The organism is Thermoanaerobacter uzonensis DSM 18761 (assembly GCF_900129115.1).
Lineage (GTDB): Bacteria > Bacillota > Thermoanaerobacteria > Thermoanaerobacterales > Thermoanaerobacteraceae > Thermoanaerobacter > Thermoanaerobacter uzonensis.
The window spans coordinates 45,816-70,934 of the sequence record NZ_FQUR01000009.1 but is presented as its reverse complement, the minus strand read 5'-3'; the positions used below and the strand labels follow the sequence as shown (position 1 = coordinate 70,934).

23 protein-coding genes are annotated in these 25,119 nt (G+C 34.8%); 22 read left to right on the top strand and 1 reads right to left on the bottom strand.

Features of this window, described 5'->3' with window-relative positions:
* Positions 1-18 precede the first annotated feature (18 nt).
* From BUB32_RS04995 to uvrC, 10 genes are all read left to right on the top strand, one after another.
* A complete protein-coding gene (locus BUB32_RS04995; protein WP_072967978.1) occupies positions 19-1,158 on the top strand; it encodes a murein hydrolase activator EnvC family protein in 1,140 nt (379 codons plus the stop codon).
* A gap of 89 nt (positions 1,159-1,247) precedes the next feature.
* Positions 1,248-2,444 (top strand): S41 family peptidase, encoded by a 1,197-nt coding sequence (locus BUB32_RS04990; protein ID WP_072967976.1) that lies wholly within the window; start codon positions 1,248-1,250, stop codon positions 2,442-2,444.
* A 9-nt stretch (positions 2,445-2,453) separates the two neighbouring features.
* Positions 2,454-3,698 (top strand): PDZ domain-containing protein, encoded by a 1,245-nt coding sequence (locus BUB32_RS04985; protein WP_072967974.1) that lies wholly within the window; start codon positions 2,454-2,456, stop codon positions 3,696-3,698.
* A gap of 13 nt (positions 3,699-3,711) precedes the next feature.
* A complete protein-coding gene (locus tag BUB32_RS04980; RefSeq protein ID WP_072967972.1) occupies positions 3,712-4,437 on the top strand; it encodes a 2-phosphosulfolactate phosphatase family protein in 726 nt (241 codons plus the stop codon).
* Between the two features lie 386 nt (positions 4,438-4,823).
* On the top strand, positions 4,824-6,809 hold the full coding sequence (uvrB, locus tag BUB32_RS04975) for an excinuclease ABC subunit UvrB (protein ID WP_072967970.1): 1,986 nt from the start codon (positions 4,824-4,826) through the stop codon (positions 6,807-6,809).
* Between the two features lie 9 nt (positions 6,810-6,818).
* Entirely contained in the window at positions 6,819-9,602 is a 2,784-nt protein-coding gene (uvrA, locus tag BUB32_RS04970) for an excinuclease ABC subunit UvrA (RefSeq protein ID WP_072967968.1), read from the top strand.
* A gap of 9 nt (positions 9,603-9,611) precedes the next feature.
* On the top strand, positions 9,612-10,016 hold the full coding sequence (locus BUB32_RS04965) for an FHA domain-containing protein (protein WP_072967966.1): 405 nt from the start codon (positions 9,612-9,614) through the stop codon (positions 10,014-10,016).
* A gap of 10 nt (positions 10,017-10,026) precedes the next feature.
* Complete coding sequence (locus BUB32_RS04960; protein WP_072967964.1) at positions 10,027-11,271, top strand: FtsW/RodA/SpoVE family cell cycle protein; 1,245 nt, start codon at positions 10,027-10,029, stop codon at positions 11,269-11,271.
* Positions 11,246-12,667, top strand: a complete 1,422-nt coding sequence (locus BUB32_RS04955) for a peptidoglycan D,D-transpeptidase FtsI family protein (protein WP_072967962.1) — start codon at positions 11,246-11,248, stop codon at positions 12,665-12,667. Before BUB32_RS04960 ends, BUB32_RS04955 begins: the two co-directional genes overlap by 26 nt.
* 17 nt (positions 12,668-12,684) lie before the next feature.
* Positions 12,685-14,532, top strand: a complete 1,848-nt coding sequence (uvrC, locus tag BUB32_RS04950; protein WP_072967960.1) for an excinuclease ABC subunit UvrC — start codon at positions 12,685-12,687, stop codon at positions 14,530-14,532.
* A 312-nt stretch (positions 14,533-14,844) separates the two neighbouring features.
* Here uvrC and BUB32_RS04940 read toward each other — a convergent pair whose 3' ends face one another.
* Positions 14,845-15,825 carry a biotin--[acetyl-CoA-carboxylase] ligase gene (locus BUB32_RS04940; RefSeq protein ID WP_072967958.1) on the bottom strand — a complete coding sequence of 327 codons (981 nt, stop codon included), beginning with the start codon at positions 15,823-15,825 and terminating at the stop codon, positions 14,845-14,847.
* A gap of 146 nt (positions 15,826-15,971) precedes the next feature.
* Here BUB32_RS04940 and hprK point away from each other — a divergent pair, with 146 nt between their 5' ends.
* The 12 genes from hprK to BUB32_RS04880 all read left to right on the top strand — a co-directional run bounded on the left by hprK (position 15,972) and on the right by BUB32_RS04880 (position 25,010).
* On the top strand, positions 15,972-16,889 hold the full coding sequence (hprK, locus tag BUB32_RS04935) for an HPr(Ser) kinase/phosphatase (RefSeq protein ID WP_072967956.1): 918 nt from the start codon (positions 15,972-15,974) through the stop codon (positions 16,887-16,889).
* Between the two features lie 15 nt (positions 16,890-16,904).
* On the top strand, positions 16,905-17,642 hold the full coding sequence (locus BUB32_RS04930; protein ID WP_072967954.1) for a phosphatase: 738 nt from the start codon (positions 16,905-16,907) through the stop codon (positions 17,640-17,642).
* Positions 17,639-18,577, top strand: a complete 939-nt coding sequence (locus BUB32_RS04925; protein WP_072967953.1) for an ROK family protein — start codon at positions 17,639-17,641, stop codon at positions 18,575-18,577. Before BUB32_RS04930 ends, BUB32_RS04925 begins: the two co-directional genes overlap by 4 nt.
* 12 nt (positions 18,578-18,589) lie before the next feature.
* The gene (locus BUB32_RS04920) at positions 18,590-20,062 is read left to right on the top strand and encodes a long-chain-fatty-acid--CoA ligase (protein WP_072967952.1); all 1,473 of its coding nucleotides are present in this window, start codon (positions 18,590-18,592) and stop codon (positions 20,060-20,062) included.
* A gap of 18 nt (positions 20,063-20,080) precedes the next feature.
* Positions 20,081-20,680, top strand: coding sequence for a YesL family protein (locus tag BUB32_RS04915; protein WP_072967950.1), 600 nt, complete (start codon positions 20,081-20,083; stop codon positions 20,678-20,680).
* An 82-nt stretch (positions 20,681-20,762) separates the two neighbouring features.
* Positions 20,763-20,906 carry a nucleotidyltransferase domain-containing protein gene (locus tag BUB32_RS13220; RefSeq protein WP_268807548.1) on the top strand — a complete coding sequence of 48 codons (144 nt, stop codon included), beginning with the start codon at positions 20,763-20,765 and terminating at the stop codon, positions 20,904-20,906.
* Positions 20,907-21,007: 101 nt separating this feature from the next.
* Entirely contained in the window at positions 21,008-22,414 is a 1,407-nt protein-coding gene (gene amrA / locus BUB32_RS04905) for an AmmeMemoRadiSam system protein A (protein ID WP_072967947.1), read from the top strand.
* Positions 22,415-22,464: 50 nt separating this feature from the next.
* On the top strand, positions 22,465-23,466 hold the full coding sequence (gene amrS / locus BUB32_RS04900; protein WP_072967945.1) for an AmmeMemoRadiSam system radical SAM enzyme: 1,002 nt from the start codon (positions 22,465-22,467) through the stop codon (positions 23,464-23,466).
* Between the two features lie 138 nt (positions 23,467-23,604).
* Positions 23,605-23,832, top strand: coding sequence for a hypothetical protein (locus BUB32_RS04895; RefSeq protein WP_004404829.1), 228 nt, complete (start codon positions 23,605-23,607; stop codon positions 23,830-23,832).
* 68 nt (positions 23,833-23,900) lie between these two features.
* Positions 23,901-24,239: a hypothetical protein gene (locus BUB32_RS04890; protein WP_072967943.1), complete on the top strand. Its 339-nt coding sequence runs from the start codon at positions 23,901-23,903 to the stop codon at positions 24,237-24,239.
* Between the two features lie 148 nt (positions 24,240-24,387).
* Positions 24,388-24,813, top strand: a complete 426-nt coding sequence (locus tag BUB32_RS04885; protein WP_072967942.1) for a hypothetical protein — start codon at positions 24,388-24,390, stop codon at positions 24,811-24,813.
* Positions 24,792-25,010 (top strand): type II toxin-antitoxin system HicA family toxin, encoded by a 219-nt coding sequence (locus BUB32_RS04880; RefSeq protein ID WP_003866615.1) that lies wholly within the window; start codon positions 24,792-24,794, stop codon positions 25,008-25,010. The genes BUB32_RS04885 and BUB32_RS04880 overlap by 22 nt, the downstream gene beginning before the upstream one ends.
* The last annotated feature ends 109 nt before the right edge of the window (positions 25,011-25,119 follow it).

The following is a 25,119-nucleotide window of genomic DNA, read 5'->3' as shown; positions in this document are numbered from 1 at the left end:
TACAAGGGGGAAGTGGCATTGAGAAGATATAGGCGGGAATGGCTACTATTTGCTGTTGTATTTCTCTTTACAGTGCTCTTTACGTCCTATCCAAAAGCAGACCAGCTTCAAGATGCTAAAAACAAATTAAATCAAATCCAAAAATCTATAACTGAGACTAAAAAGAAAAAAGAAGAAATAATTAATCAGAAAAATGATATTGCCATTCAAATAGCAGATTTAGATAAAAAACTTAGTGCTGCACAGCAAGAATTAGCAAATGCACAAAAACAGTTGTATGATATTACTGCAAAACTGAACAAGACTCGCAAAGAATTAGAAGCAGCCAAACAAAAGGAAAATACCCAGTTCCAAACAATGAAGGAGCGCATAAGGGCTATATACATAAGTGGAGAATGGGGATATTTAGATGTGCTTCTTGGTGCCCAAAATTTTGGAGATTTTATAACGCGATTGGATATTGTAAAACGTATAGTAGATTTTGATGCGAATTTATTTGAATCTTACAAGCAACAAAGAGAAGTTATTGAACAAAAAGAAAAAGAATTAGCACAAATGCAAACAGAAGTGCAAAATTATAAAAACCAAATAGTTTCTCGACAAAGGGAATTACAGGTAGCTATGGCCTCGCGGGAAGGTTTAATGAGAGATTTAGAGAGGCAGCAAAAACTATATGAACAACAGGAAGACGAGTTGCTGCAACAATCAAAACAACTAGAAACAGTTATTCAACAATTACAAGCGAAGTCAAAAATTAAATATACTGGTGGAAAACTTTTATGGCCTGTTCCTTCTAGTGACATTATAACGTCACCTTTTGGAATGAGATATCATCCAATATTACACCAATACAGGATGCATACAGGTATTGATATTGCTGCTGAAACAGGAGCTGATATAGTAGCTGCGGGAGATGGACAAGTTATTTTTGCAGGTTATTACGGTGGATATGGATATGCAGTAATTATAGACCATGGAGACGGAATATCCACTTTGTACGGTCATAATTCTGTTTTATTAGTAAAAGAAGGTGACATTGTTAAAAGAGGTCAAGTTATTGCTAAAGCAGGAAGTACGGGATGGGCAACAGGCCCACATCTTCACTTTGAAGTGCGTAAAAATGGTGTTCCAGTTAATCCGATAGACTGGTTAAAATAACCAGTCTGTTTTTTTTATTTCATGAATGTTGTATAATAAAAAAGAACATATACATATAATTTTAAGAGACTAAAAAAGGTGGGGAAATTATGGCGAAAAAAAGATTTTATATTTTATTAGCAGTACTTTTAATAGTTACAAATGTTATAACTTTTATGTTAGCAAACGCAGTATCAGTGGCTCTTCCTAATGGTAAAGTCCTTGTTTCTCGTGAGGAGTACCAGTTGATAAAAGAATATAATAAGCTTTTTGAAATTGAGAAAATCCTTGAAAATAGGTATGTTGATAAAGTTAATTCTTCAGTCCTTTTAGAAGGTGCTATGAAAGGAATGGCTAACTCTTTGGAGGATCCTTATACTGTATATATGAATAAGAAAGAATTTTCTGATTTTATGACTCAAACTACAGGTACTTATGGGGGAATTGGGATAGTTGTAGCAGTTGATAAAGAAGACCATATTGTGGTGGTTTCTCCAATAAAAAATACACCAGGGGAAAGAGCAGGGATAAAATCCGGCGATATAATAATAGAAGTGAACAATAAAAAAGTAAGCGGCAAAAATTTAGATGAAGCAGTAGCTATGATGAGAGGACCTCAAGGAACAGATGTAACCCTCACTATAATGAGAGAAGGAAAAACTTTTAGTAAGACAATAACAAGAGAGATAATAAAATTAGAAACAGTATATGAGGAGATGCTTCCTGATAAAATTGGATATATTAAGATTACAATGTTTGACCAAAGCACAGCTAATGACTTTAAAGCAGCTCTTGATAAGTTAAAGTCTCAGGGCATGAAAGGACTTATACTAGATTTAAGGGATAATCCTGGTGGACTTTTAGATGAAACTATAGATATTTCTAATTTAATTTTGCCTAAGGGAGTTGTTGTGACGACCAAAGGAAGAGTGGACAATAAAGAATATTATTCTAAAGGACCTGGCCTTGGATTACCCCTTGCTGTTCTTGTAAATAAAGGCAGTGCTAGTGCCTCAGAAATTTTAGCAGGGGCGATAAAAGATAGAAAAGCAGGAGTTTTAGTTGGGACCACTACCTTTGGAAAGGGACTTGTACAAACTATTGTTGACTTTGGTGATGGTACAGGATTAAAATATACTATTGCAAGGTATTACACGCCAAATGGCACAAATATTCAAGGCAAAGGAATTGAGCCCAACTATGTAGTGGAGCTTCCTGGAAATTACACTCTTCAAGATACTCCTGACTTAAAAGGAGATACTCAGCTTATAAAAGCTTTTGAGATTGTAAAAAGTGAGATAAAGTAAGGTGTTAAAATGATAACTTTTATTCAAGTTTTTTGGATGGCAATAAAGACAATAGCTTTGTCAATTTTTAATCCTTTTTTCTGGATAGTGATAATTCTAATAGTAATGCAGTATAGAAATAAAATAGCTATAGAAAGAGAGATTATGGGACATGAGCAAGAACCAATGAAAGAATTGGTTCTTGACTCTATCTTTTATGGTGTAATTGCTGCAATAATTGGGAGCTTTTTTATGATATTTTTAGGAATAACAATAGAAAATGTAGGGCTTCAGTATGTATGGCCTTTGGCTATAGTGCTAATGTTTGTCAATCCTAGATATATTTGCTTTTCTTATGCAGGAGGAATAGTTTCCCTATCCAGCTTGATTTTTGGATTTCCTAGTATAAGTGTTCCTGCACTTATGTCTATTGTAGGTATTCTTCATTTGATGGAAAGCCTTTTAATATATATAGACGGTCCAAGGAATACCACTCCTATCTTTGTAAGGCTTAAGGATGGGCGGGTGGCAGGAGGCTTTACTATGCAAAAGTTTTGGCCCATTCCTTTTGCTGCATTAACTATTGCTACTGGAATAACAATAACAGGACAGGGTGTAAATATGCCAGATTGGTGGCCCATTATCAAACCAGCTGGAATTGATTTAAATAATGCAATTTTTTTAATTATGCCAGGTATTGCAGCTTTAGGATACGGAGACTTAGCTTTAACACAACTTCCAGAAAAGAAAACGCGAATTTCTTCTATACGTTTATTTTTCTTTAGTATAGTTTTGATTATATTGGCGATATTGGGAATCTATACTAAATTATTTCAATATTTAGCAGCTATTTTTGCGCCAGTGGCTCATGAGCTTTTAATTTTAATAGGGCAAAGAGAAGAAAGGGAAAATCCACCTCTTTTTGTAGCGCCAGATACAGGAGTGATGATTTTAGCGACAGCAAAAGGTTCTCCCTCTAGAGAAATGGGAATTAAACCGGGGGATGTAATATTAAAAATTAATGATATTCCTATCAATGATCCAGATGATATAATACGAATACTCAATGAACGGCCTTCTGTGATGTGGATCACTGTAAAAGATTTAAATGGCAATTATACTAACTATGAATATAAGGATCCCCAGGGAATTTTGGGATTAGGGATTTTAATAGTGCCAAAGGCAACTTCTATGATTTATGAAATCAATGAAGGGGGAATATTTATAAAAAAACTAAAAGAAATGTTTAAAAACATCTTTAAGAAAAACAAATAAGGAGGCAAATTGTGTGTTTTTACAAACTTTTGAAACATATAATTCTTTTAATGAAAGAGAATTAAAAGACAAAAATGTCGTTGTAATAGATACTCTACGGGCGACAAGTGTTATTACTACTGCTTTGTACAACGGAGCTAAAGAGATTATTCCAGTTTCAGAAGTAGAAGAAGCGATCGAACTTGTAAAAAGTTTAGATAAAAAAACTTATCTTTTAGCTGGGGAAAGGAACTCTACAAAGATTAAAGGTTTTGACCTATCTAATTCTCCATTAGAGTATACTCGTGAAAAAGTAGAGAATAAAACGATAATTTTTACTACTACCAACGGAACAAAAGCTTTAAAAAAAGTCTCTTTAGCAGATAATGTAATTTTAGGATGTCTTTTAAATGCTTCTGCGGTTGCTAAGTATATATATACCAGCAATAAAGATACAATAATTGTATGTGCTGGTACAGAAGGAAAATTTTCTTTTGACGACATAATAACTGCTGGAGTGATATATAACAAGCTGCAAGATTTAATGGAATTTGAAAGTGATGATTTATCAAAAGCCAGTTATTTTTTGTACAAACCTTATGAGGACAACTTGTATGAAATAATGAAGGAAGGCTATCACTTTAAAAGATTAAAAGACTTAGGGTATGATGAAGATATTGAGTTTTGCTTGACAGTTGATAAATTTGATATTGTGCCAAAACTTAAAGATGGAATTATAAAAAATTCAGCCGACCTGTAAAGGCCGGCTGTTTGGTATGTGTAAAATTTCAGTAGGTAAAAAATAATATGGCTGACATTTTGCACAGCTTGCTCCAGTGTCTTCGCAGGCTAAACTAACGCTCGACCTTGGATTCCGGCGAGGTTCCTGACCCATTCGGCTTCCTTGCCTCAGGGGTCAGCCTCCGGCATCCTTGCCTTCGGCCCCGCCTCCATCCTTCGGTCTTGCTAAGTTTAGCAACTGCTCAGACAAGTCGCGCGCTTTGTGCAAAATGTCAGCCATTTATAAAGTGTAGCTACATCTTTACCTACAAGATCTTGACACGACCGGCTGTTTGGTTATGTTTGTATTGACAAATAGGGTATGCTATAATAATAAGATGATAAATTGCAAAGAGGGTAGAAAAAATGAGTGGGTTTAAGTTGGTATCTAATTTTAAACCAACAGGAGACCAACCTCAAGCTATAGATAAATTAGTTGAAGGGGTAAAAAAAGGATATAGATTTCAAACCTTATTGGGTGTGACGGGTTCTGGAAAAACCTTTACTATGGCTAATATAATACAAAAGTTAAATCGCCCTACTCTTGTCATTGCTCATAATAAGACTTTGGCTGCGCAATTATACAGTGAATTTAAAGAGTTTTTTCCAGACAATGCAGTGGAGTATTTTGTAAGTTATTATGACTACTACCAACCGGAGGCTTATATACCCCAAACTGATACTTATATTGAAAAAGACGCTTCTATAAATGAAGAAATAGATAAATTGAGGCACTCTGCTACGGCAGCTCTTTTTGAGCGAAGAGACGTTATAATTGTCGCCAGTGTTTCTTGTATATATGGCTTAGGTGACCCTGTAGATTACGAAAATCTTATGCTTTCTCTAAGGCCGGGAATGATAAAAGATAGGGACGAAATAATTAAAAAGCTTGTAGGTATACAATATGAAAGAAATGATGTGAATTTTACAAGAGGCAAATTCAGGGTAAGAGGAGATGTAATAGAAATTTTTCCTGCTTCTTTTTCCAATAAGGCGATAAGGGTTGAGCTTTTTGGAGATGAAATTGACAGAATAGCAGAAATTGATGTGTTAACAGGTGAAGTATTGGGATTAAGAAAACACGTGGCTATATTTCCGGCTTCTCACTATGCTACTTCAAAAGACAAATTGGAAAGAGCGATAAAAAGCATTCGAGAAGAACTGGAGCAAAGGTATAAAGAACTTAAAGATGCTGGTAAAATAGTAGAAGCTGAAAGGTTAAGACAGCGAACAAATTATGACTTAGAGATGCTACAAGAGATGGGATACTGTCAAGGAATAGAAAATTATTCAAGGCATATTTCGGGAAGACCTCCAGGAAGCCCTCCTTATACCCTTTTAGATTATTTTCCTGAAGATTTTCTCATTTTTATAGATGAGTCCCATGTGACAATTCCTCAGATCAGAGGCATGTACAATGGAGACAGGTCAAGGAAAGAAGCATTAGTAGAATACGGATTTAGGCTTCCTTCTGCTTTTGACAATCGTCCCCTTACTTTTGAAGAGTTTGAAGAGAGGATAAATCAAGTTATCTTTGTTTCTGCAACACCAGGGCCTTATGAAATTGAACATTCAGAGCAGGTTGTTGAGCAGTTAATACGACCGACAGGTCTTGTGGATCCGGAAGTGATAGTAAAGCCTGTTAAGGGACAAGTAGATGATTTGATAGGGGAAATTAGAAAAACAGTTGATAAAGGCTTTAGAGTGCTTGTTACGACCCTTACAAAAAAGATGGCAGAAGATTTAACGGATTATCTCAAGGATATAGGAATAAAAGTAAAATATTTACATTCTGATATTGAGACGATTGAAAGGGTTGAAATAATAAGAGATTTAAGGCTGGGTAAATTCGATGTTTTAATAGGCATAAACCTTTTGAGAGAGGGATTAGACATACCTGAAGTTGCTTTGGTGGCAATATTAGACGCAGACAAAGAGGGATTTTTGCGTTCAGAGACTTCTTTAATACAGACTATAGGACGTGCTGCAAGAAATGCGGAAGGACGAGTAATAATGTATGCAGACGCTGTAACAAATTCTATGAAGAGAGCAATTGATGAGACGAACAGAAGAAGAAAGATACAAATGGAATATAACAAAGAACATGGTATAACTCCAAAGACAGTAATTAAGGGAGTAAGAGATGTAATTGAAGCTACTCACGTTGCTGAAGAAGAACAGAAGTATACAAGAAAGAAAGTTAAAACTTATGACCCTGAAATTATTAAGTCAACTATAGAGCAACTTGAAAAAGAAATGAAAGAAGCTGCAATTGAACTGCAGTTTGAAAAGGCTGCAAAATTGAGAGATGTGATTTTTGAATTGAAGAAACAGTTGGAGGAAGTAGTTTGAGGTGAAATCATGGGGAAGGACAAAATTGTAATTAAAGGGGCAAGAGTTCACAATTTAAAAAATATAGATTTGGAGATTCCACGAGATAAGTTAACTGTAATAACGGGTTTATCAGGCTCTGGCAAATCTTCTCTTGCCTTTGATACCCTTTATGCCGAAGGTCAGAGAAGATATGTGGAGTCCTTGTCAGCTTATGCAAGGCAATTTTTAGGACAAATGGACAAACCAGACGTTGATTATATAGAAGGCCTTTCACCGGCAATATCTATAGACCAAAAGACCACAAATAAAAACCCTCGTTCTACTGTAGGTACGATAACTGAGATTTACGACTATCTAAGACTTTTATATGCAAGGGCTGGGAGCCCTCATTGTCCTGTTTGCGGGAGAGAGATTAGCATGCAAACTATAGATCAGATGGTGGACAGGGTCAAAGAATTGCCAGAAGGTACAAGGATACAGGTACTGGCTCCTGTTATTAGAGGAAGAAAAGGGGAATATGCTAAGCTTTTAAATGATATAAAAAAGAGTGGATATGTCAGAGTGAAAATTGATGGAGTAATGTACGATATAAATGAGGAGATTAAGCTTGATAAAAATAAAAAGCATACTATTGAAGTCGTAGTGGATAGGATTATTATAAAACCGGGAATTGACATGAGGCTGACGGATTCTATAGAAACAGCTTTAAAATTAGCAGATGGGATAGTTACTATTGATGTAATAGACGGAGAAAGCTTTACACTCTCTGAAAAATACGCTTGTACAGAGTGCAACATAAGTATTGAGGAGCTCTCTCCGAGAATGTTTTCCTTCAATAGCCCTTATGGGGCTTGCCCTGTTTGCACTGGATTGGGGGAATTTATGAAGGTAGATCCAGAGCTTTTAATACAAGACCCTAAAAAATCATTAGCAAATGGGTTGTTGCCGGGTATTGTTGCTTCACAGGATAGTTATGCTTATTACAACATTTTAAGATTGATTGAACATTTTGGATATACGGAGAATACTCCTTATGAAAAGTTTAGTGAAGATTTAAAAAATGTACTGCTTTATGGCAAAGATACAAAGGGAAAGTCCTATGGATTTGAAGGGATAGTAAACAATCTTGAAAGAAGGTACAACAATACTTCTTCAGATTTTATAAAAGAAGAGATAGAAAAGTATATGAGACCGGTTACTTGTCCTGCATGCCATGGAGCAAGATTAAAGCCAGAAGCGTTAGCTGTGACTGTTGGTGGACTTTCCATAAAAGAAATGACAGACCTTTCTGTTGGCGAGCTTATAAAATTTATTGACCAACTCAAATTAACAGAAAGACATGAGATTATTGCAAAACCAATTTTAAAAGAAATAAAAGCAAGGCTTAGTTTTCTTGTAGATGTAGGCCTTGATTATTTAACTCTGTCAAGGCCCGCAGCTACTTTATCAGGTGGAGAAGCACAAAGGATAAGATTGGCAAGTCAGATAGGGTCTGGACTTGTAGGAGTCACATATATCTTGGACGAACCCAGCATTGGACTTCATCAAAGAGATAATGAAAGACTTATAAATTCCTTGAAAAAATTAAGAGACCAAGGCAATACTCTTATAGTAGTAGAGCACGACGAGGATACAATATATGCGGCAGACTACATTGTGGATGTAGGACCAGGTGCAGGTGAGCATGGAGGAGAAATTGTAGTTGCGGGTACGATAGAAGATGTGTTAAAATGTGAAAAATCAATTACAGGCCAATATTTAAGTGGTAAAATAAAGATAGAAGTGCCAAAACAGAGGAGAAAACCTAATGGAAAAGCTTTAATAGTGAAAGGGGCGAAGGAAAACAATTTAAAAAATATAGATGTAGTTTTCCCTCTCGGAGTTTTTATATGCGTTACAGGGGTTTCTGGCTCAGGCAAAAGCACCCTTATAAATGAGATACTGTACAAAGCATTGGCACAGAAGATTTATAAGTCCAAAGATAAACCAGGTATGCACGATGCAATAGAGGGTATTGATAATATAGATAAAGTAATAAATATCGACCAGTCTCCTATAGGCAGGACTCCTCGCTCAAATCCTGCTACCTATACAGGAGTTTTCGATTATATAAGAGAAGTTTTTGCAAATACCCCAGAAGCTAAAATGAGAGGCTATAAACCAGGGAGATTTAGTTTTAATGTTAAAGGTGGAAGGTGTGAAGCCTGTGGAGGAGATGGTATAATTAAAATTGAGATGAACTTTTTGCCGGATGTATATGTTCCTTGTGAAGTGTGCAAGGGTCAAAGGTATAATAGGGAAACATTGGAAGTAAAATATAAAGGAAAAAATATTTCGGATGTACTTAATATGACGGTAGAAGAAGCGTTAGTGTTTTTTGAAAATATACCCAGGATAAAAAATAAATTGCTGACTTTGTATGATGTAGGACTAGGATATATTAAACTAGGGCAACCTTCTACTCAGCTTTCAGGAGGAGAAGCCCAAAGAGTAAAATTAGCTACTGAACTTTCTAAAAGACCTACAGGTAAAACATTATATATTTTGGATGAGCCTACAACTGGATTACATTTTGCAGATGTGCATAGGCTTCTTGATGTTTTGAATAGATTAACTGATGCAGGTAACACTGTTATTGTAATTGAACACAACTTAGATGTCATAAAAAGTGCAGACTATATTATTGACTTAGGACCAGAAGGTGGAGACAAAGGTGGAATGGTAATAGCTACAGGGACACCTGAGGAAGTTGCTGCCAATGAGAATTCTTATACTGGATGGTTTTTGAAAAAAGTCCTTTCTCAAAAATGAGGTGAATTTATGTATTATGCTATAGCTTCTCAGATATTAAAATATGTCCTTATTTTTCTCATCTACCTGTTTTTATACAGAGTTTTTAAAATAGTGTATATGGACATAAAAGGGACAAGATATGAGAGGCAAATAACAGCGGCTAAACTTACTTTTTTAAATGGAGAAAGGACTTTTAATCTTTTTGAAGTTACTACTATAGGAAGGTCGGAAGAATGTGATATAGTAATTGAAAGCCCTTATGTGTCTGCACGGCATGCTATCATACGAAAGAGGGGCAAGAGGTTTTATATACAAGATTTAAACAGTACAAATGGAACTTTTGTTAATGGCAAAAGAATAAAAGGAATTGTTAAAATAAGGAATAACGATGTAATTACTTTAGGTGATGTTGAACTCAAATTTATTTTGTAGGTGAAATCTTATGGAAGAATATATAAAAACTGGATCCAAAGCTATGAAAAATGTTTTTTGGATATTTGTAATAGCCTTTTTGCTGCTTTTTATACACAATAAACCGAAAGGATTTGACACTATATATTTTACATTAGCATTTCCAATATTAATTTATATTGTTTATTACTTACATGTAAGATTGTTCCCATTGGGTGAAATACAATTTATCATTTTAACTTCTTTTTTAACAGAAATGGGACTTATAATGATATATAGAGTTGCACCAGATTTGCTCATAAAGCAGATTGTTTGGATTGGAATAGGTTTTACACTTTACTTCATTTCCTCATATATTTCAAAATATTACGATTTACTTTATAAATTCAAATACGGGGAAGCTGTTTACATTGCACTTACAATAGCACTACTGGGCTCAACATTAATTTTTGGAAGAGAAATAGGTGGTGCTAAAAACTGGCTTACTTTTGACGGCATATATGTTCAACCAGCTGAACTTGCTAAGATAATATATATAATTTTTTTGGCAAAATATTTGTGCACTAGGAGAGAAACAAAAGACATAATTGTTTTAGGATTAATAACTCTTGTAATTGTAGGAATATTTGTATTAGAAAAAGACTTAGGGATGGCGTTTTTATTTTATATTACTACAGTATTATTAATTTTTGTATCTACTTCTAATCTATTATACACAGCAGTAGGGATTGGGCTCTTTGTTTTAGGAGGCATAATATCCTACTTTTTGTTTTGGCACGTAAGAGTAAGAATTGAGGCATGGTTGAACCCTTGGATGGATGTACCTGGAAAGACATATCAAATTGTACAATCACTTTTTGCCATTGCGGCAGGAGGCTTTTTTGGCACAGGGCTCGGCATGGGGCATCCAGAGTATATACCGGTTGTGGCAAGTGATTTCATATTTTCTGCTATTAGTGAAGAATTTGGACTTTTAGGTGCTATAGCCATAATTCTTGTGTATTTTGTTATAATGTATAGAGGGATTAAAGTAGCACTAAATGCTAAAGATGAGTTTGGTGTATTAGTAGCTACAGGCCTTATTTCAATGTTTAGTTTACAAGTTTTTACTATAATTGGTGGTGTCATAAAATTCATACCTCTGACAGGGGTAACCCTTCCCTTTGTAAGTTATGGTGGTAGTTCTATGGTGACGAGCTTTGTGACATTGGGTATGCTCAATGGCATAGCTCTTAAGGAGGAGCAACAGGATGTCCAACTTAAATCGCAATATTAAAATTCTGTTTTGGTTTTTTTCTATACTTTTTTTCGGCCTAGTTGCCTATTTAACTTATTTCCAAATATATGAAAGAGATAAATTAATTACTAGTTCGTATAGTGTTTACAATCGAAGACTTATAGAACAAGAAAAAAAGATATTGCGAGGCAGTATTTTAGACAGAAATGGGACTGTACTTGCAAAAAGCGTGTTTGTAGATGGCTCACAAAAGAGAGAATACCTAGATGGGCCTGCTTTTGCGCAAGTAATAGGCTATAGTCGCAGAATATATCAACAAGGAAATGCAGGAATAGAGAAAGCTTATGACAAAGAATTACTTGGGATGGTAGGAAATGACCCAATGACTATTCTTAGAAAATTGGTTTTAGCAAAAGGACAGGTAGGAGATAATGTATATTTGACAATAGATAAAACTCTTCAAGACCTTGCTTACAAAGAGATGGAGGGTAAAAAAGGAGCGGTTGTAGCTTTAAATCCAAAGACTGGAGAAATTTTAGCAATGGTTTCTTCTCCTTCTTATGACCCCAATACTTTAGGAGAAAATTGGGAAGAAATAATGACAAGTTCTGAACACGTAGTTTTAAATAGAGCTGCGCAAGGGTTGTATCCTCCAGGGTCTGTCTTTAAAATTATAACCACTGCAGCAGTTTTGACATATAAACCTGAATTATATAACAAGATTTTTGATTGCAAAGGATATATAATTGTGGATGGCAACAAGATAAATGATTTTGGAGGCATTGCTCATGGAACAGAGGATTTTAGACAAGCTTTTTATAGGTCTTGCAATTCCTTTTTTATACAGGTTGGTTTAGATTTAGGAAGCGAAAACTTGCAAACAATGGCTTATGCTTTTGGTCTAAATAAACGAGTTCCTTTAGAAATAGATACAGCACAAAATTATTTTCCTCCTATTGAAGGAAAAGTTGCTTTAGCAGAATCTTCTATAGGACAGGGTAAAATCCTTGTAACACCTCTTACAATGGCTTTAGTTGCTTCTGCCGTTGCAAATGATGGGGTTATGATGAAGCCTTATTTGATGAGATACGTGGCAGATCCTATTTCAGGGGCAATCATTGAAAAAAGCACTCCTTCACAGTATTTAAATCCTATATCAAAAAAGGTGGCAGATACTATTAAACAATTGATGATAGGCGTAGTTAACAATAAAGAGGGGACAGGTAAAGCTGCACAAATTTCTAGTATTACAGTTGCAGGCAAAACTGGTACTGCAGAAAATCCTCACGGGGATCCCCATGCCTGGTTTGTAGGTTTTGCACCTGCCGAAAATCCGCAAATTGTCGTAAGTGTAATAGTTGAAAATGGTGGTGAAGGTGGGAAAGTAGCAGCACCTATAGCAAGAGATATAATAAGAGCTTATTTAACTAAATGACCTGAAGGTGATGGACAATGGCCATAGAAGAAAAATTAAAGCTTTTGCCTGAAAAACCTGGTGTTTATATAATGAGAGATAAAAGTGGCAAAATAATTTATGTAGGTAAAGCGGTAGTTCTCAAAAATAGAGTGAGGCAGTACTTTCAAAACAAAGAAAATCAATTGCCAAAAGTAAAAGTAATGCTTTCTCATGTGGAAGACTTTGAGTACATTGTTACTGATACTGAACTTGAAGCTTTAATGTTGGAATGTAACTTAATTAAAAAGTATAAGCCTAAGTATAATATATTATTAAAAGATGACAAAAATTACCCCTATATTAAAGTTACAGTAAATGAAGAGTATCCTCGCATAATGTTTACAAGAAGAATCGAGCCAGATGGTGCTAAATATTTTGGGCCTTATAGCAGTGCCTTTGCAGTGAGGGAGACTATAAAACTTGTCAGAAAAATGTTTCCAGTAAGGACATGTAACAGAAATATTGAAAAGGACATTGGTAAAGTTAGAGAATGTCTCTATTACCACATAGGATTGTGTTCTGCTCCTTGCACTAACAAAATAAATAAAGAAGATTATAGAAAATTAGTTGATCAGGCAGTTCTCTTTCTTGATGGAAAGAGAGATTGGCTCATACAAAAACTTAAAGAAGACATGCAAAAAGCGGCGGAAGAATTGAGGTTCGAGGAAGCGGCGAGGATTAGAGACCAGATTTTTGCCATTGAAAGGACATCAGAAAAACAAAAGGTAGTATCAGTAGGAGAAGATGAACAGGATATAATTTCAATGGCCCGAAGTGCGGATATTTCCTGTATACAGGTGTTCTTTGTACGAGATGGAAAATTAAGCGGAAGAGAGCATTATTATATGAAAAATACAGAAGGTATGGAAAGAGGAGAAGTAATCTCTTCCTTTATAAAGCAATTTTATGAAGGTGCTCCTTACATTCCTAAAGAAATAATAACTGATGTGGAATTAGACGAAAGAGAGCTTCTCAGTGAATGGTTATCACAAAAGAGAGGCAACAAAGTTTTTATAACAATTCCTGTAAGAGGTAAGAAAAAAGAACTGGTTGATATGGTTTATCAAAATGCTTTAGAAGCCCTGAAGAATGACATATCAATAAGAGATGAAATTTCAAAAGACCAGGCTGCATTAGAACTCTCTAATTTAGTGGGGCTTGATTACGCTAAGAGAATTGAAGCCTATGATATTTCAAACACAAGGGGTCAAGAAAATGTAGGGTCTATGGTGGTGTTTGTAGATGGAAAGCCAAAGAAAAGTCAGTACAGGAAGTTTAACATAAAATATGTAGAGGGACAAGACGATTATGAGAGTATGAGAGAGGTAATAGAAAGGCGGTTTTTGCACGGTATTGAAGAAAAAGAGCTTATTGAAAAAGGTGAACTTGAAGAGGATAAGGCCAAATTTGCTGAAATGCCAGATTTAATATTTGTAGATGGTGGCATAGGGCATGTAAATGCTGTACTGCAGGTGTTAAGTGGCTGGGGGATTTCTATTCCTGTTTATGGTATGGTAAAAGATTCAAAACACAGGACTCGAGGCCTTGTATCACCTCAAGGTGAAATTGACATCCCTATGACTACAAAAGCTTTTCGCCTGATTGCTCAAATACAAGAAGAGGCTCATAGGTTTGCTATAACTTTCCACAAAGAAAAGCAAAGCAAAAGATTTAAAAGCGAACTTCTCAATATCCCCGGCATAGGTGAAAAAAGGGCAAAAGCATTATATGATGCCTTCAAATCCATAGAAGAAATAAAAAGGGCAAGTGTGGAGGACCTTAAAAAAGTGGAAGGAATGAATGAAAAAGCTGCTCAAGCTGTATATGAATATTTTAGGAAATAAAAAGCGTCAAGATTTTGGCTTGGATGCTTCAGACTGTAGACAAACTTTCGAAAAGAAGATATTTTGCGTTTGGCGCGACTTGTTACAAAGCGATAACAAAACTTAGCAAGACCGAGGGTGGAGGCAGGGCCGAAGCCATGGATGGCGGAGGCGGGCACCTTAAGGCATGGATGCCGATTGTGCCCGGTACCCTGCCGGAACCTGAAGGTCGAGCTTTAGTTTTGTCGCTTTGGAACACCGGAGCGACGATGCAAAATATCTCCTTTGAACATTTTTTAACTTTGTCAACAAACTGGAGCGTCAAGATTTTGTTTAAACATAATCCAGTAACCCCCTTACAGACACATCTCCTGACATAATACTAAGTCTTTTGCCCTCTTTAGTCTCTACTACCAAACTTCCATTATTGTCAATAGTTACAGCTTTCCCTTCAATTTCACCCTCATTGGCAATGACTTTTATCTGCCTTCCTATTGTTATGGATTTTTCAATGCATATAGGCCTTATGTATACAAAGCCTTTTTGTAAATATGCATTATAATAAAATTCCAGGTTATTTAAAATGCTGGCGGTAAGTTTTTTTCTATCAACTTTAGAGTTGGTTTCTAAGTACAAGGAAGTGGCTTTCCCTTTTAATTCTTCAGGGAAATTGTCACAATTTACATTGACTCCAATTCCTATTATCACATAGTTTATTTTGTCAATCTCTGAACTCATCTCTGTCAATATTCCACACACTTTTTTATTGTTTAGTATTATATCATTTGGCCATTTTATTTTGCTTTCTACGTGAAATACTTCTTCAATAGCTTTGACTACAGAAATTGCCGCTACTTGTGTGAGATTAATTGCCTCCTGTGGCTGTATATTTGGTTTTAAAATGATAGACATCCAGATGCCACAGCCTTTTTGAGATATCCAACTTCTTCCTAATCGTCCTCTTCCTGCTGTCTGCTCTTCGGCAATAATTACTGTGCCATCAGGAACGTTTGATGCTATTTCTTTGGCAAGGTTGTTTGTAGAATCAATGACTAACTTATGTATATAATTTTTTCCTATAAAATCTGTAGTAAGATAAGGGGATACTTCTTCATAAATTAACAAATCAGGCTCAGAAAGCAATATATACCCCAGCTTATGATGGGCTTCTATTTGGTATCCTTCATTTTTTAATTCATTTATATGTTTCCATATAGCAGTTCTTGAAACGTTGAGCTCATCAGAAAGTTTTTGCCCAGAGATATATTCCCCTTTGTTTTCTTTTAAAAGTCTAAGAAGTCTTTGTCTTAACATTTTTTCACCTCAAAAGTTTATATGGCTATAAACATATTATAATTTACATCTTCCAAGAAGAAAAGGTTTTGTCTATTTACTTATTTTACATTAAATAATATAATTGAATTAAATGCAGCGTTTTGTTGCTGGCTGGAGGTGAAAAAGTGGATAAGATTCCTGTTGAAACTTTGATAAAGGATTTAAATTTAGAAGTCATTGTTGAGGCCAAAAATAATAAAATAGATATAACAACAAGTGATGTAAATAGGCCGGGCTTACAATTTTCCGGCTTTTATGAGCATTTTGCTTATGAAAGAGTGCAAATAATAGGAAAAGTCGAGACAACTTTTATAGAACAGCTGCCAGATGGCGTATTAGCTGAAAGAGCAGATAAATTCTTTACTTACCCCATTCCTTGCCTTATTGTAACAAGAGATTTAAATATACGCCAAGAACTTATAGATGCTGCCCAAAAGTACGATAGATATCTTTTGAGGACGAAAGAAGCTTCTACGAAATTTATAAATAGATTAATAAATTACCTTGATGAAAAGTTAGCACCACAAATTACTATTCACGGAGACCTTGTAGATGTGTATGGTATAGGTGTTCTTTTATTAGGAGAAAGTGGCATAGGTAAAAGTGAAACAGCATTAGAGCTAATCAAAAGGGGACACAGGTTAGTTGCTGATGATGCAGTGGAGATTAGCAAGATAAGTGAGGACAAGCTTCAAGGGAGTTCACCGGAGATAATAAGACATTTTATTGAGATAAGGGGCATTGGCATACTTGATATTAAGACGTTGTACGGTGTGGGGTCTGTTAGAAATACAATGAATATAGATTTAGTCATTCAATTGGAGGAATGGGATGAAGATAAATATTATGACAGGTTAGGATTAGAAGATGAATATATTAAATTTTTAGATGTCAAAGTTCCAAAGCTTACTATACCTGTAAGGCCAGGAAGAAATCTCGCGATAATAGTAGAAGTAGCAGCGATGAACCACAGGCAAAAACAGATGGGATACAACGCTGCCCATGAGCTTAACAAAAAATTATTAAAACAAATAGGGAATTAAAGGGAGAGGATAAAGTTGAAGTTGGTTTTGGACACTCATACTCACACAATTTCAAGCGGTCACGCTTACAGCACTATTACAGAAAACGCAAGAGAGGCTTATAAAAAAGGGCTTCAACTTATATGTATGACAGACCACGGGCCTAAAATGCCAGGAGCTGCTCACCTTTGGTATTTTGGAAATTTAAAAGTGTTACCTGAAAAAATAGAGGGGGTGGAGATATTAAAAGGGGTAGAAGTTAATATAATGGATGAAGAAGGAAATTTGGACTTACCAGAAGGAATACTTAAAAAACTAGATATAGTGATTGCCAGTTTGCATGACGTGTGTTTTGAACCAAGTGACGATATAGAAAGAAACACAAAAGCTATTATAAATGCTATAAAAAACCCTTGTGTAGATATAATAGGACATCCTGGGAATCCCATCTATCCAATAGATATTGAAAAAGTTTTAATGGCTGCTAAAGAATATGGCAAATTTATTGAAATAAACAACAGCTCCTTTGTAAGTTCAAGAAAGGGCAGTGAAGAAAATTGTTTTCTCATTGCTAAAAAAGCGAAAGAAATGGGAGTAAAAATTGCTGTAGGAAGCGATGCCCATGTAAGCTTTGATGTAGGAAGGTTTGATGAAGCTCTCAAAGTTATTAAAAATGCCGGTATAACTGAGGATTTAGTGCTTAATACTGATGTTGGAAAAATAAAAGAATATCTTAAAGAGAAAAAACGAAAAATTGGAGGAGAGGAAGAATGAGAATTGGTGTTGACCTTGGAGGCACTAATATTGCTGTTGGATTGGTGGATGAAGAGGGACGTATAGTAGCTACAGGTAGCAGGCCGACAAAACCCGAAAGGGGTTATGAAGCGATTGCCAAAGACATAGCGGATATAGCTTTTGAACTTATTAAGAGGAGTAATCTAAGTGTAAGTGATATTAAGTCAATGGGAATAGGAGTCCCGGGCGTAGCAGATAGCGAAAAAGGCATAGTAATACGAGCGGTGAATCTGTTTTGGACAAAAGTTCCTCTTGTAAAAGAAATAAGAAAATACATTGATTTGCCAATATATATGGACAATGATGCAAATGTAGCAGCTTTGGCAGAAGCAGCATATGGGGCTGGCAAAGGTTCTAAGTCCTCAGTGACAATTACCTTAGGAACAGGAGTAGGTTCTGGTTTTATCCTTGATGGTAAAATATACAATGGTGCACATCATTTTGCACCTGAGCTTGGACACATAGTGATAGGAGACAATGGTATAAGATGTAATTGTGGTAAAATTGGATGTTTAGAGACATATGCTTCAGCAACTGCTTTAATAAGAGAAGGGAAAAAGGCAGTAGAAAAAGATCCCAATTCTCTTATTTTAAAATTTGCAAATGGGGATATAAACAGCATCACGGCTAAAAATGTAATTGACGCGGCGAAGCAGTACGATGAGCAAGCAATGAGAATTTTCAACGACTACGTCAAATACTTAGCTATTGGGATTGTAAATGTGATAAACATGTTTGACCCTGAAGTGATAATATTGGGTGGAGGAGTTGCAAATGCAGGAGATTTTCTCATAAAGCCTCTTAAAAAAGAAGTGGCAGAGAATATTTTATTCAAAGACTTACCGTATGCTGACATAAGAAAAGCAGAGCTTGGAAATGATGCAGGGATCATCGGTGCTGCCATATTAAGTTAAAGGAGGATAATTATGAAAATTCATGAACTTTACAAAAACGCAAAAGTGTCTGAGAACCATGTGGCGATAAAATTTAAAGACAGAGTTTATACTTATGGAGAAGTGGATACTTTAATAGATAAATACGCTTCTTTTTTTCAATCAATAGGTGTTAAAAAAGGTGATAGGGTGGCTTTAAGTTTCCCAAATTGTCCTGAATATATTTTTTCTTTTATGGGAGTGTCAAAAGCAGGGGCGATTGTTGTTCCACTTAACATGATGCTTACTCTTGAAGAAATAGCTTATATAATCATGGAATCAGGAGCTAATACTTTGGTAGTTCATCCTGTAATAGCACAAAAAGTTGATAAATCTCAATTGGGAAGATTGAATCTTAAAAATGTGATCGTTTTAGATGAAAATACAATTAATGCAATTTTAAAAATGGGTCCTTCTCAACATGTTGAAATAGAACCAGACGAAGTATGTACGTATATATATACCTCTGGAACGACAGGGAAACCTAAAGGTGCGATGCTTACTCACAATAACTTCATTGCTGATGTAAAAGCTATGGATGAGGTTTCTGACTTAGGGCCTTCTGATAATTTTTTAGCTGTATTGCCTTTGTTTCATAGTTTTTCTTGGACAGTCAACATACTTCTTGGATTTTATTTGGGTTCTGTTATTACAATAAAAGAAAGTTTTATGCCAAAAGACACATTGGAGACACTGACAAAAGAAGATGTAACTGTTTTTTGCGGAGTGCCTTCGATGTTTGCGGTCCTTATGAGAATGGCAGAAAAGGGACAATTTAAAGCTTTAAGGTTAGCTATATCAGGTGGAGCTCCATTAGCGCCTGAGATACAAAGAGGATTTGAGGAAAAATTCAATTTTCCGCTTGTAGAAGGCTATGGGTTAAGTGAGGCAGCTCCTGTTGCACTTTTAAATCCTTTAGAGCCTGATGCCATAAGAAAACCGGGGTCTGTTGGGTTGCCACTTCCTTGTGTTGAAGCAAAGATAATGGATGAAAATGATAACGAACTCCCCGTTGGAGAAGTAGGAGAGCTTGTTTTAAGGGGGCCTAATATAATGGTTGGCTATCACAACATGCCAGAAGAAACTGCTAAGACTTTAAGAGGTGGTTGGCTCCACACGGGTGACCTTGCAAAAAAAGATGAAGACGGATATTTTTACATTGTAGATAGACTAAAAGACATGATAATATTAGGTGGGTTTAATGTATATCCGAGGGAAGTTGAAGATGCCTTATTAGAACATCCTGATGTTTTAGAAGCAGCTGTGATAGGAGTGGGTGATCCATTGAAAGGAGAAGAAGTTAAAGCTTTTGTGGTGCTAAAAGAAGGAGCGAAAGCTGATAGAAAAGAGCTTCAAAGCTTTTTAAAGGATAAATTGGCTTCATATAAGATTCCAAAGATTTTTGAGTTTGTACCCGAACTTCCCAAGAATGCAGCTGGTAAAATACAAAAGAAATTGTTAAAATAAATGTAAAGGTGAAATGCAATGAGAGACTCAAAGCTTTACGACATAGCCTATTTCATAAGCGATTTAATGATATTAAATCTTCTGTGGATTATATTTTCACTTCCTGTTGTTACAATTTTCCAATCCACAGAAGCTCTTTTTCATTCAATACGTTTATTGAGAAAAGATGAAGGAAGCAGCGTCTTTAAAGAATTTTGGAAGGGTTTTACAAAGCACTTCTCGTGGATGCTTATAAACTTTGTGATTACCGTTGCTGTTATTTTAATACTTTACGTAGACGTGAGATTTTTTATACAACAAAACACAGCTTTTGCATACATTCTTGCTGGTTTGTTATTGTCAATGGGACTCATGTTTTTAATCACATTGATATACACTTTTTTAACAATTCAATATTATGAGGGGAAACTTTTTGGCTTATGGAAAACCTCTTTTTTATTAGGTCTTGGACATTTGCCCCAAACAATACTTATAATTTTGACGTTGTTAACTGCCTTGATTCTTGCAAACATTATGCCAATATTGTTCTTTATAATATTAGCAAGTGTTTCAGCCTATGTAATAGATATTATTTTTGAGGGAGTAATTAGGAAGTATATAAAGAAAGATAAGGAATGAGGTATGGTAGTTTAAAATATGAATTTACCACTTTAAGCATTGAGAAGGTAAAGGTGATGAGATAATAGTTACTTTCATTGATATGAAAACCATAGAAAAGATTGCTAGAGAATGCGCCGGATTAGTCAAAAAAGAAATGAACATTGAGAAAGTTTATTTATATGGTTCTTATGCGAAAAGCAATTATACTAGTGAAAGTGATATTGATATTGCTGTTATTATGTAATTTTTAAAAAGCTTCACCCTAATATTAATTTATAAGGGATGAAGCTTTTGTTATTGTGGTATAATCAAATATGAGAAGAAAAAGTGTCGAGGTGTTAAAAAATGGGAGTTTTGTTGTCTTGTTATCTCATGCCTCATCCACCTATAATCGTACCTGAAATAGGGAGAGGAGAAGAAAAAAAGATTCAAAGGACGATAGATTCACTTAATACTGTTTCAAGCAACATAAAAGAAAAAAAGCCTGATACAATAATAGTTGTCACTCCTCATGGATACGTTTTTAGAGATGCTGTGGCAGTGACTGTTTTTTCTAGTTTAGAAGGAGACCTTGGACAGTTTGGTGCAAGAGGTGTAAGGTTTGAATTTGAGAATGATTTAGAACTTGTTGAAAAAATTGTAGAAGAATCTAGAAAGAGAGATATACCTATTGCAGAAGTAGATGATGAATTAGCCAAAAAATATGTGCTTCCCAAAAAGCTTGATCACGGAACTATTGTACCTTTATATTTTGTGACAAAACATTATGCTACTTTCAAATTAATTCATATTTCCTATGGCTTTTTGCCCTTTGAACAACTTTACGAATTTGGAATTGCAATAAACAAAGCAATAATGGAATCAAACAAAAAAGTTGTTTTTATCGCCAGTGGGGATTTATCTCACAAATTGACCCCCAATAGTCCAAATGGCTATACGCCAAAGGGAGAAGTTTTTGACAAAAAACTTCTAGACTTGCTTTCTGAGATGAAGGTAGAAGAAATAATTGGAATGGACAAAGGCTTAATTGAAGAAGCCGCAGAGTGTGGGTTTAGGTCTGTTTGCGTCATGTTGGGAGTTCTTGATGGTTATGAGGTCAAAGCGAAAGTATTATCCCATGAAGGGCCATTTGGCGTAGGATATGGTGTTGCGCAATTTGAAGTGGATCAGTATAAGGAAACAAGCCTTTTAGAAAAGTTATACAATCTAAAAAGACAGAGAATTGAAGAAATAAGGCAAAAAGAAGACCACTATGTGAAACTTGCAAGGGAAAGCCTTGAATATTATGTGAAATATAGAAAACCAATGCCAGTTCCAGAAGGTTTGCCTGAAGAAATGTATACAAAAAGAGCAGGAGTATTTGTCTCTCTTCATAAAGATGGGGAACTTAGAGGATGCATAGGTACAGTAGTTCCACAGAGAAAGAATATAGCAGAAGAAATAATAAAAAATGCCATAAGTGCAGGTTTTGAAGATCCTCGCTTTGAACCTGTAGAGGAGTATGAACTGAAGGATATTGAGTATTCAGTGGATGTTTTGACACCTCCTCAACCTGTTAAATCAAAAAAAGAGCTTAACCCCAAAAAATATGGAGTAATAGTGAGGAAAGGCTATCGTTCAGGATTGCTTTTACCTGACTTAGAAGGAGTAGACACTGTTGAAGAACAAATTTCTATTGCTTTGAGAAAAGCTGGAATTAGTCCAGATGAGGATTATACAATAGAAAAATTTGAAGTTGAAAGACATAAATAGTAAGGTAAAAAGGAGGGAGGAGCCATTTCTCTATTTAAGTTTATGGAGAAATGGTATCTTTTACTATGTTAAAAGAGGCTATGTTCTATAAAAAACTAGAGAATAATGTTGTAGAATGTTTGCTATGTCCCCACAATTGCCGTATAAATGAAGGGAAGTACGGAGTCTGCAATGTGAGAAAAAATATAAACGGAACATTAGTGACTGAAAATTACGGAATTATAACCTCTGTAGCAATGGACCCAATTGAGAAAAAGCCTCTTTATCACTTTTATCCAGGCAGATATATATTTTCTGTGGGGACTTATGGCTGCAATTTAAAGTGTAAGTTTTGTCAAAATTGGGAAATAGCACATCAAAAATGGGAGGGAGATTACATCTCTCCCCAAGAATTGATTGCTGCAGCAAAAAGACAAAGAGACAATATAGGGATTGCTTTTACTTACAACGAGCCTTTAATATGGTATGAATATGTACACGATGGATTGATTGAGGCTAAAAAAGAGGGGTTAAAAACTGTACTTGTGACAAACGGATATATAAATTTAGAACCATTAAAAAAGATACTTCCTTATGTAGATGCCATGAACATAGATGTAAAAGCTTATACAGAGGATTTTTATAAAAAGATTGTTGGGGGAGGATTAGAACCCGTTTTAAAGACCGTCGAAGAAGTTTCGAAATATTGCCATGTAGAGGTTACTAATTTAGTTGTTACCGATTTAAATGACAAAGAAGAAGAAATAGAAAACTTAGTAAAATGGCTTTCTCAAATTGACAAAAATATACCATTACATTTTTCAAGATATTTTCCAAATTATCAAATGAATAATCCAGCTACTCCTATAGCTACGCTTCAAAAAGCTTATGAGATAGGGAAAAAATATTTAAATTTTGTCTTTGTAGGGAATGTATTGGGATTTGATAACAATACACATTGTCCTTATTGCGGTAATTTGCTTGTAGAGAGGCAAAACTGGTATGTTAATGTAAAAGGATTGGAAGGCAATAAGTGTAAGAAATGTGGTAACAGTATAAATATAATCAGATAAGAGGGACGGTTCCGTTTGTCTGAATTTTTTCGGATAAAAGGAACCTTCTCCTTTTTTCATTTTTTATTTTTTGTGACACTATCGTGATAATTTTCATATATTATCTTTAGATTATACTTTTTTGGGGGTAAAATAATAATGGATGACATAAAAAAAGAATTTCAAAAGGCAGTTGATGCCTTAAAATATGCGATGGAATTGTCTTTTAAGGAATACAAAAAAGACCCGTCTAAAAAGAATGAAATAGTAAATTTATGGCAAGAGACAATAGGAGAATTTTTACAATATTTTTCTAAAATTAGTGAAAAATATAATGCAAAGGATTTATATAAAGCGATAACAAAAGTTATGATTTTTGGTAAATAACACATTAAATTATATAAAAAATTGAGGGCAAAATATTAATGGAACAAAAGAGAGGAGGAGAGAAGAAAATGGGTATTTTAAAATTTCTTTCCTCCAGAAAGCTTTACTGGGGGATTGGAGCAGCAGCTTTAAGTTTAATGCTCTACCCAAAAGCAAAAGAAAATATGAAACCATCAATAGAAAAGAGCATAAAAGAGATGCAAGATGCTGTTAATAAAGCTATGGAGTTTTTTGACAATAGCAAACAAAAAATAGTTGAAACAGTTAAAAATAAGATGGAAGAATTAAGACAGCAAGGCAGTCAAAAAGAAGAGATGATGCAACAAAAACAACAAGCACTACAGCAATTAGAATACCTTAAAAATAAGATACAAGCTCTTGAAGAGCAGATAAAAACATTAGAATGATAGTTTTGCTCAACCGATAAGGTTGAGCTTTTTCGGTTCACAAAGAGGCGGAATAAATTTGTTATGTATAAAACTTAGCAATATGTACATACTGTACATATTGCACATAATATGATATAATGGAGGTGAAAAAGGGGGAATGAATGAAATGTTTACAGTGAATGCAACAGATGCTCGAAATGAATGGAGTGATTTTATCAATTCGGTTATTCGTGAAAAGCCAAAAATTATTAAGCGCACAAAAGATTATATTTTTGTTTCAAACTTAGAAATGGCAAAAGAAATGTTAAAAGTATATACATTTACAGCAAATATTTTTAAAGAAGAGAATGGGAGTGTAACAATTTCATTAAACGAAATTGATATTGTTGCTAATGGAAAAAACGAAGAAGAGGCTTTAAATCGTTTAGTAAATGATTTAATTGAATATGCAGAAGACTTTTATAACGACTTTCAATATTGGTATTCAGCTCCTAACCGTAAAAAACATTTACCATATATTTTAAATGTCTTATTACAAGATAGTCATGAAGGAGTAAAAAAACTAATAAAATGCCAACATGGAGAGAATTAAAGCGTTTTTGTGAAAGAGACGGTTGGGAGTTATACAAACAAACGGATCATTATTTCTACGTTAAACGTGATAAAAATGGCAATATTAGACGGACAAAAGTTTCAATGGGAAGTGGTGAAATTCCAAAATATTTATGGAAAGAGATTTTAAAAAATCAGCTTCAAGTTTCAGAGGAATATTTTAACAGCAAAATATAGTATCGAGGTGCAGTATTTTTACTTCGATGCTTTTTATTTTGTTAGACTGCTTCGGCAGTCTTTTTTAAATAAAAAACAAAATTTAAAATAAAAGTATGAAAATTTATTT

Bases quoted from the DNA above. Each gene is read 5' to 3' on its own strand.
- BUB32_RS04990 (WP_072967976.1), top strand. From the start codon at position 1,248: ATGGCGAAAAAAAGATTTTATATTTTATTAGCAGTACTTTTAATAGTT.
- BUB32_RS04985 (WP_072967974.1), top strand. From the start codon at position 2,454: ATGATAACTTTTATTCAAGTTTTTTGGATGGCAATAAAGACAATAGCT.
- uvrB (WP_072967970.1), top strand. From the start codon at position 4,824: ATGAGTGGGTTTAAGTTGGTATCTAATTTTAAACCAACAGGAGACCAA.
- uvrA (WP_072967968.1), top strand. From the start codon at position 6,819: ATGGGGAAGGACAAAATTGTAATTAAAGGGGCAAGAGTTCACAATTTA.
- BUB32_RS04965 (WP_072967966.1), top strand. From the start codon at position 9,612: ATGTATTATGCTATAGCTTCTCAGATATTAAAATATGTCCTTATTTTT.
- BUB32_RS04960 (WP_072967964.1), top strand. From the start codon at position 10,027: ATGGAAGAATATATAAAAACTGGATCCAAAGCTATGAAAAATGTTTTT.
- BUB32_RS04955 (WP_072967962.1), top strand. From the start codon at position 11,246: ATGTCCAACTTAAATCGCAATATTAAAATTCTGTTTTGGTTTTTTTCT.
- uvrC (WP_072967960.1), top strand. From the start codon at position 12,685: ATGGCCATAGAAGAAAAATTAAAGCTTTTGCCTGAAAAACCTGGTGTT.
- BUB32_RS04940 (WP_072967958.1), bottom strand. From the start codon at position 15,825: ATGTTAAGACAAAGACTTCTTAGACTTTTAAAAGAAAACAAAGGGGAA.
- BUB32_RS04925 (WP_072967953.1), top strand. From the start codon at position 17,639: ATGAGAATTGGTGTTGACCTTGGAGGCACTAATATTGCTGTTGGATTG.
- BUB32_RS04920 (WP_072967952.1), top strand. From the start codon at position 18,590: ATGAAAATTCATGAACTTTACAAAAACGCAAAAGTGTCTGAGAACCAT.
- BUB32_RS04915 (WP_072967950.1), top strand. From the start codon at position 20,081: ATGAGAGACTCAAAGCTTTACGACATAGCCTATTTCATAAGCGATTTA.
- BUB32_RS13220 (WP_268807548.1), top strand. From the start codon at position 20,763: ATGAAAACCATAGAAAAGATTGCTAGAGAATGCGCCGGATTAGTCAAA.
- amrA (WP_072967947.1), top strand. From the start codon at position 21,008: ATGGGAGTTTTGTTGTCTTGTTATCTCATGCCTCATCCACCTATAATC.
- amrS (WP_072967945.1), top strand. From the start codon at position 22,465: ATGGTATCTTTTACTATGTTAAAAGAGGCTATGTTCTATAAAAAACTA.
- BUB32_RS04895 (WP_004404829.1), top strand. From the start codon at position 23,605: ATGGATGACATAAAAAAAGAATTTCAAAAGGCAGTTGATGCCTTAAAA.
- BUB32_RS04890 (WP_072967943.1), top strand. From the start codon at position 23,901: ATGGGTATTTTAAAATTTCTTTCCTCCAGAAAGCTTTACTGGGGGATT.
- BUB32_RS04885 (WP_072967942.1), top strand. From the start codon at position 24,388: ATGTTTACAGTGAATGCAACAGATGCTCGAAATGAATGGAGTGATTTT.
- BUB32_RS04880 (WP_003866615.1), top strand. From the start codon at position 24,792: ATGCCAACATGGAGAGAATTAAAGCGTTTTTGTGAAAGAGACGGTTGG.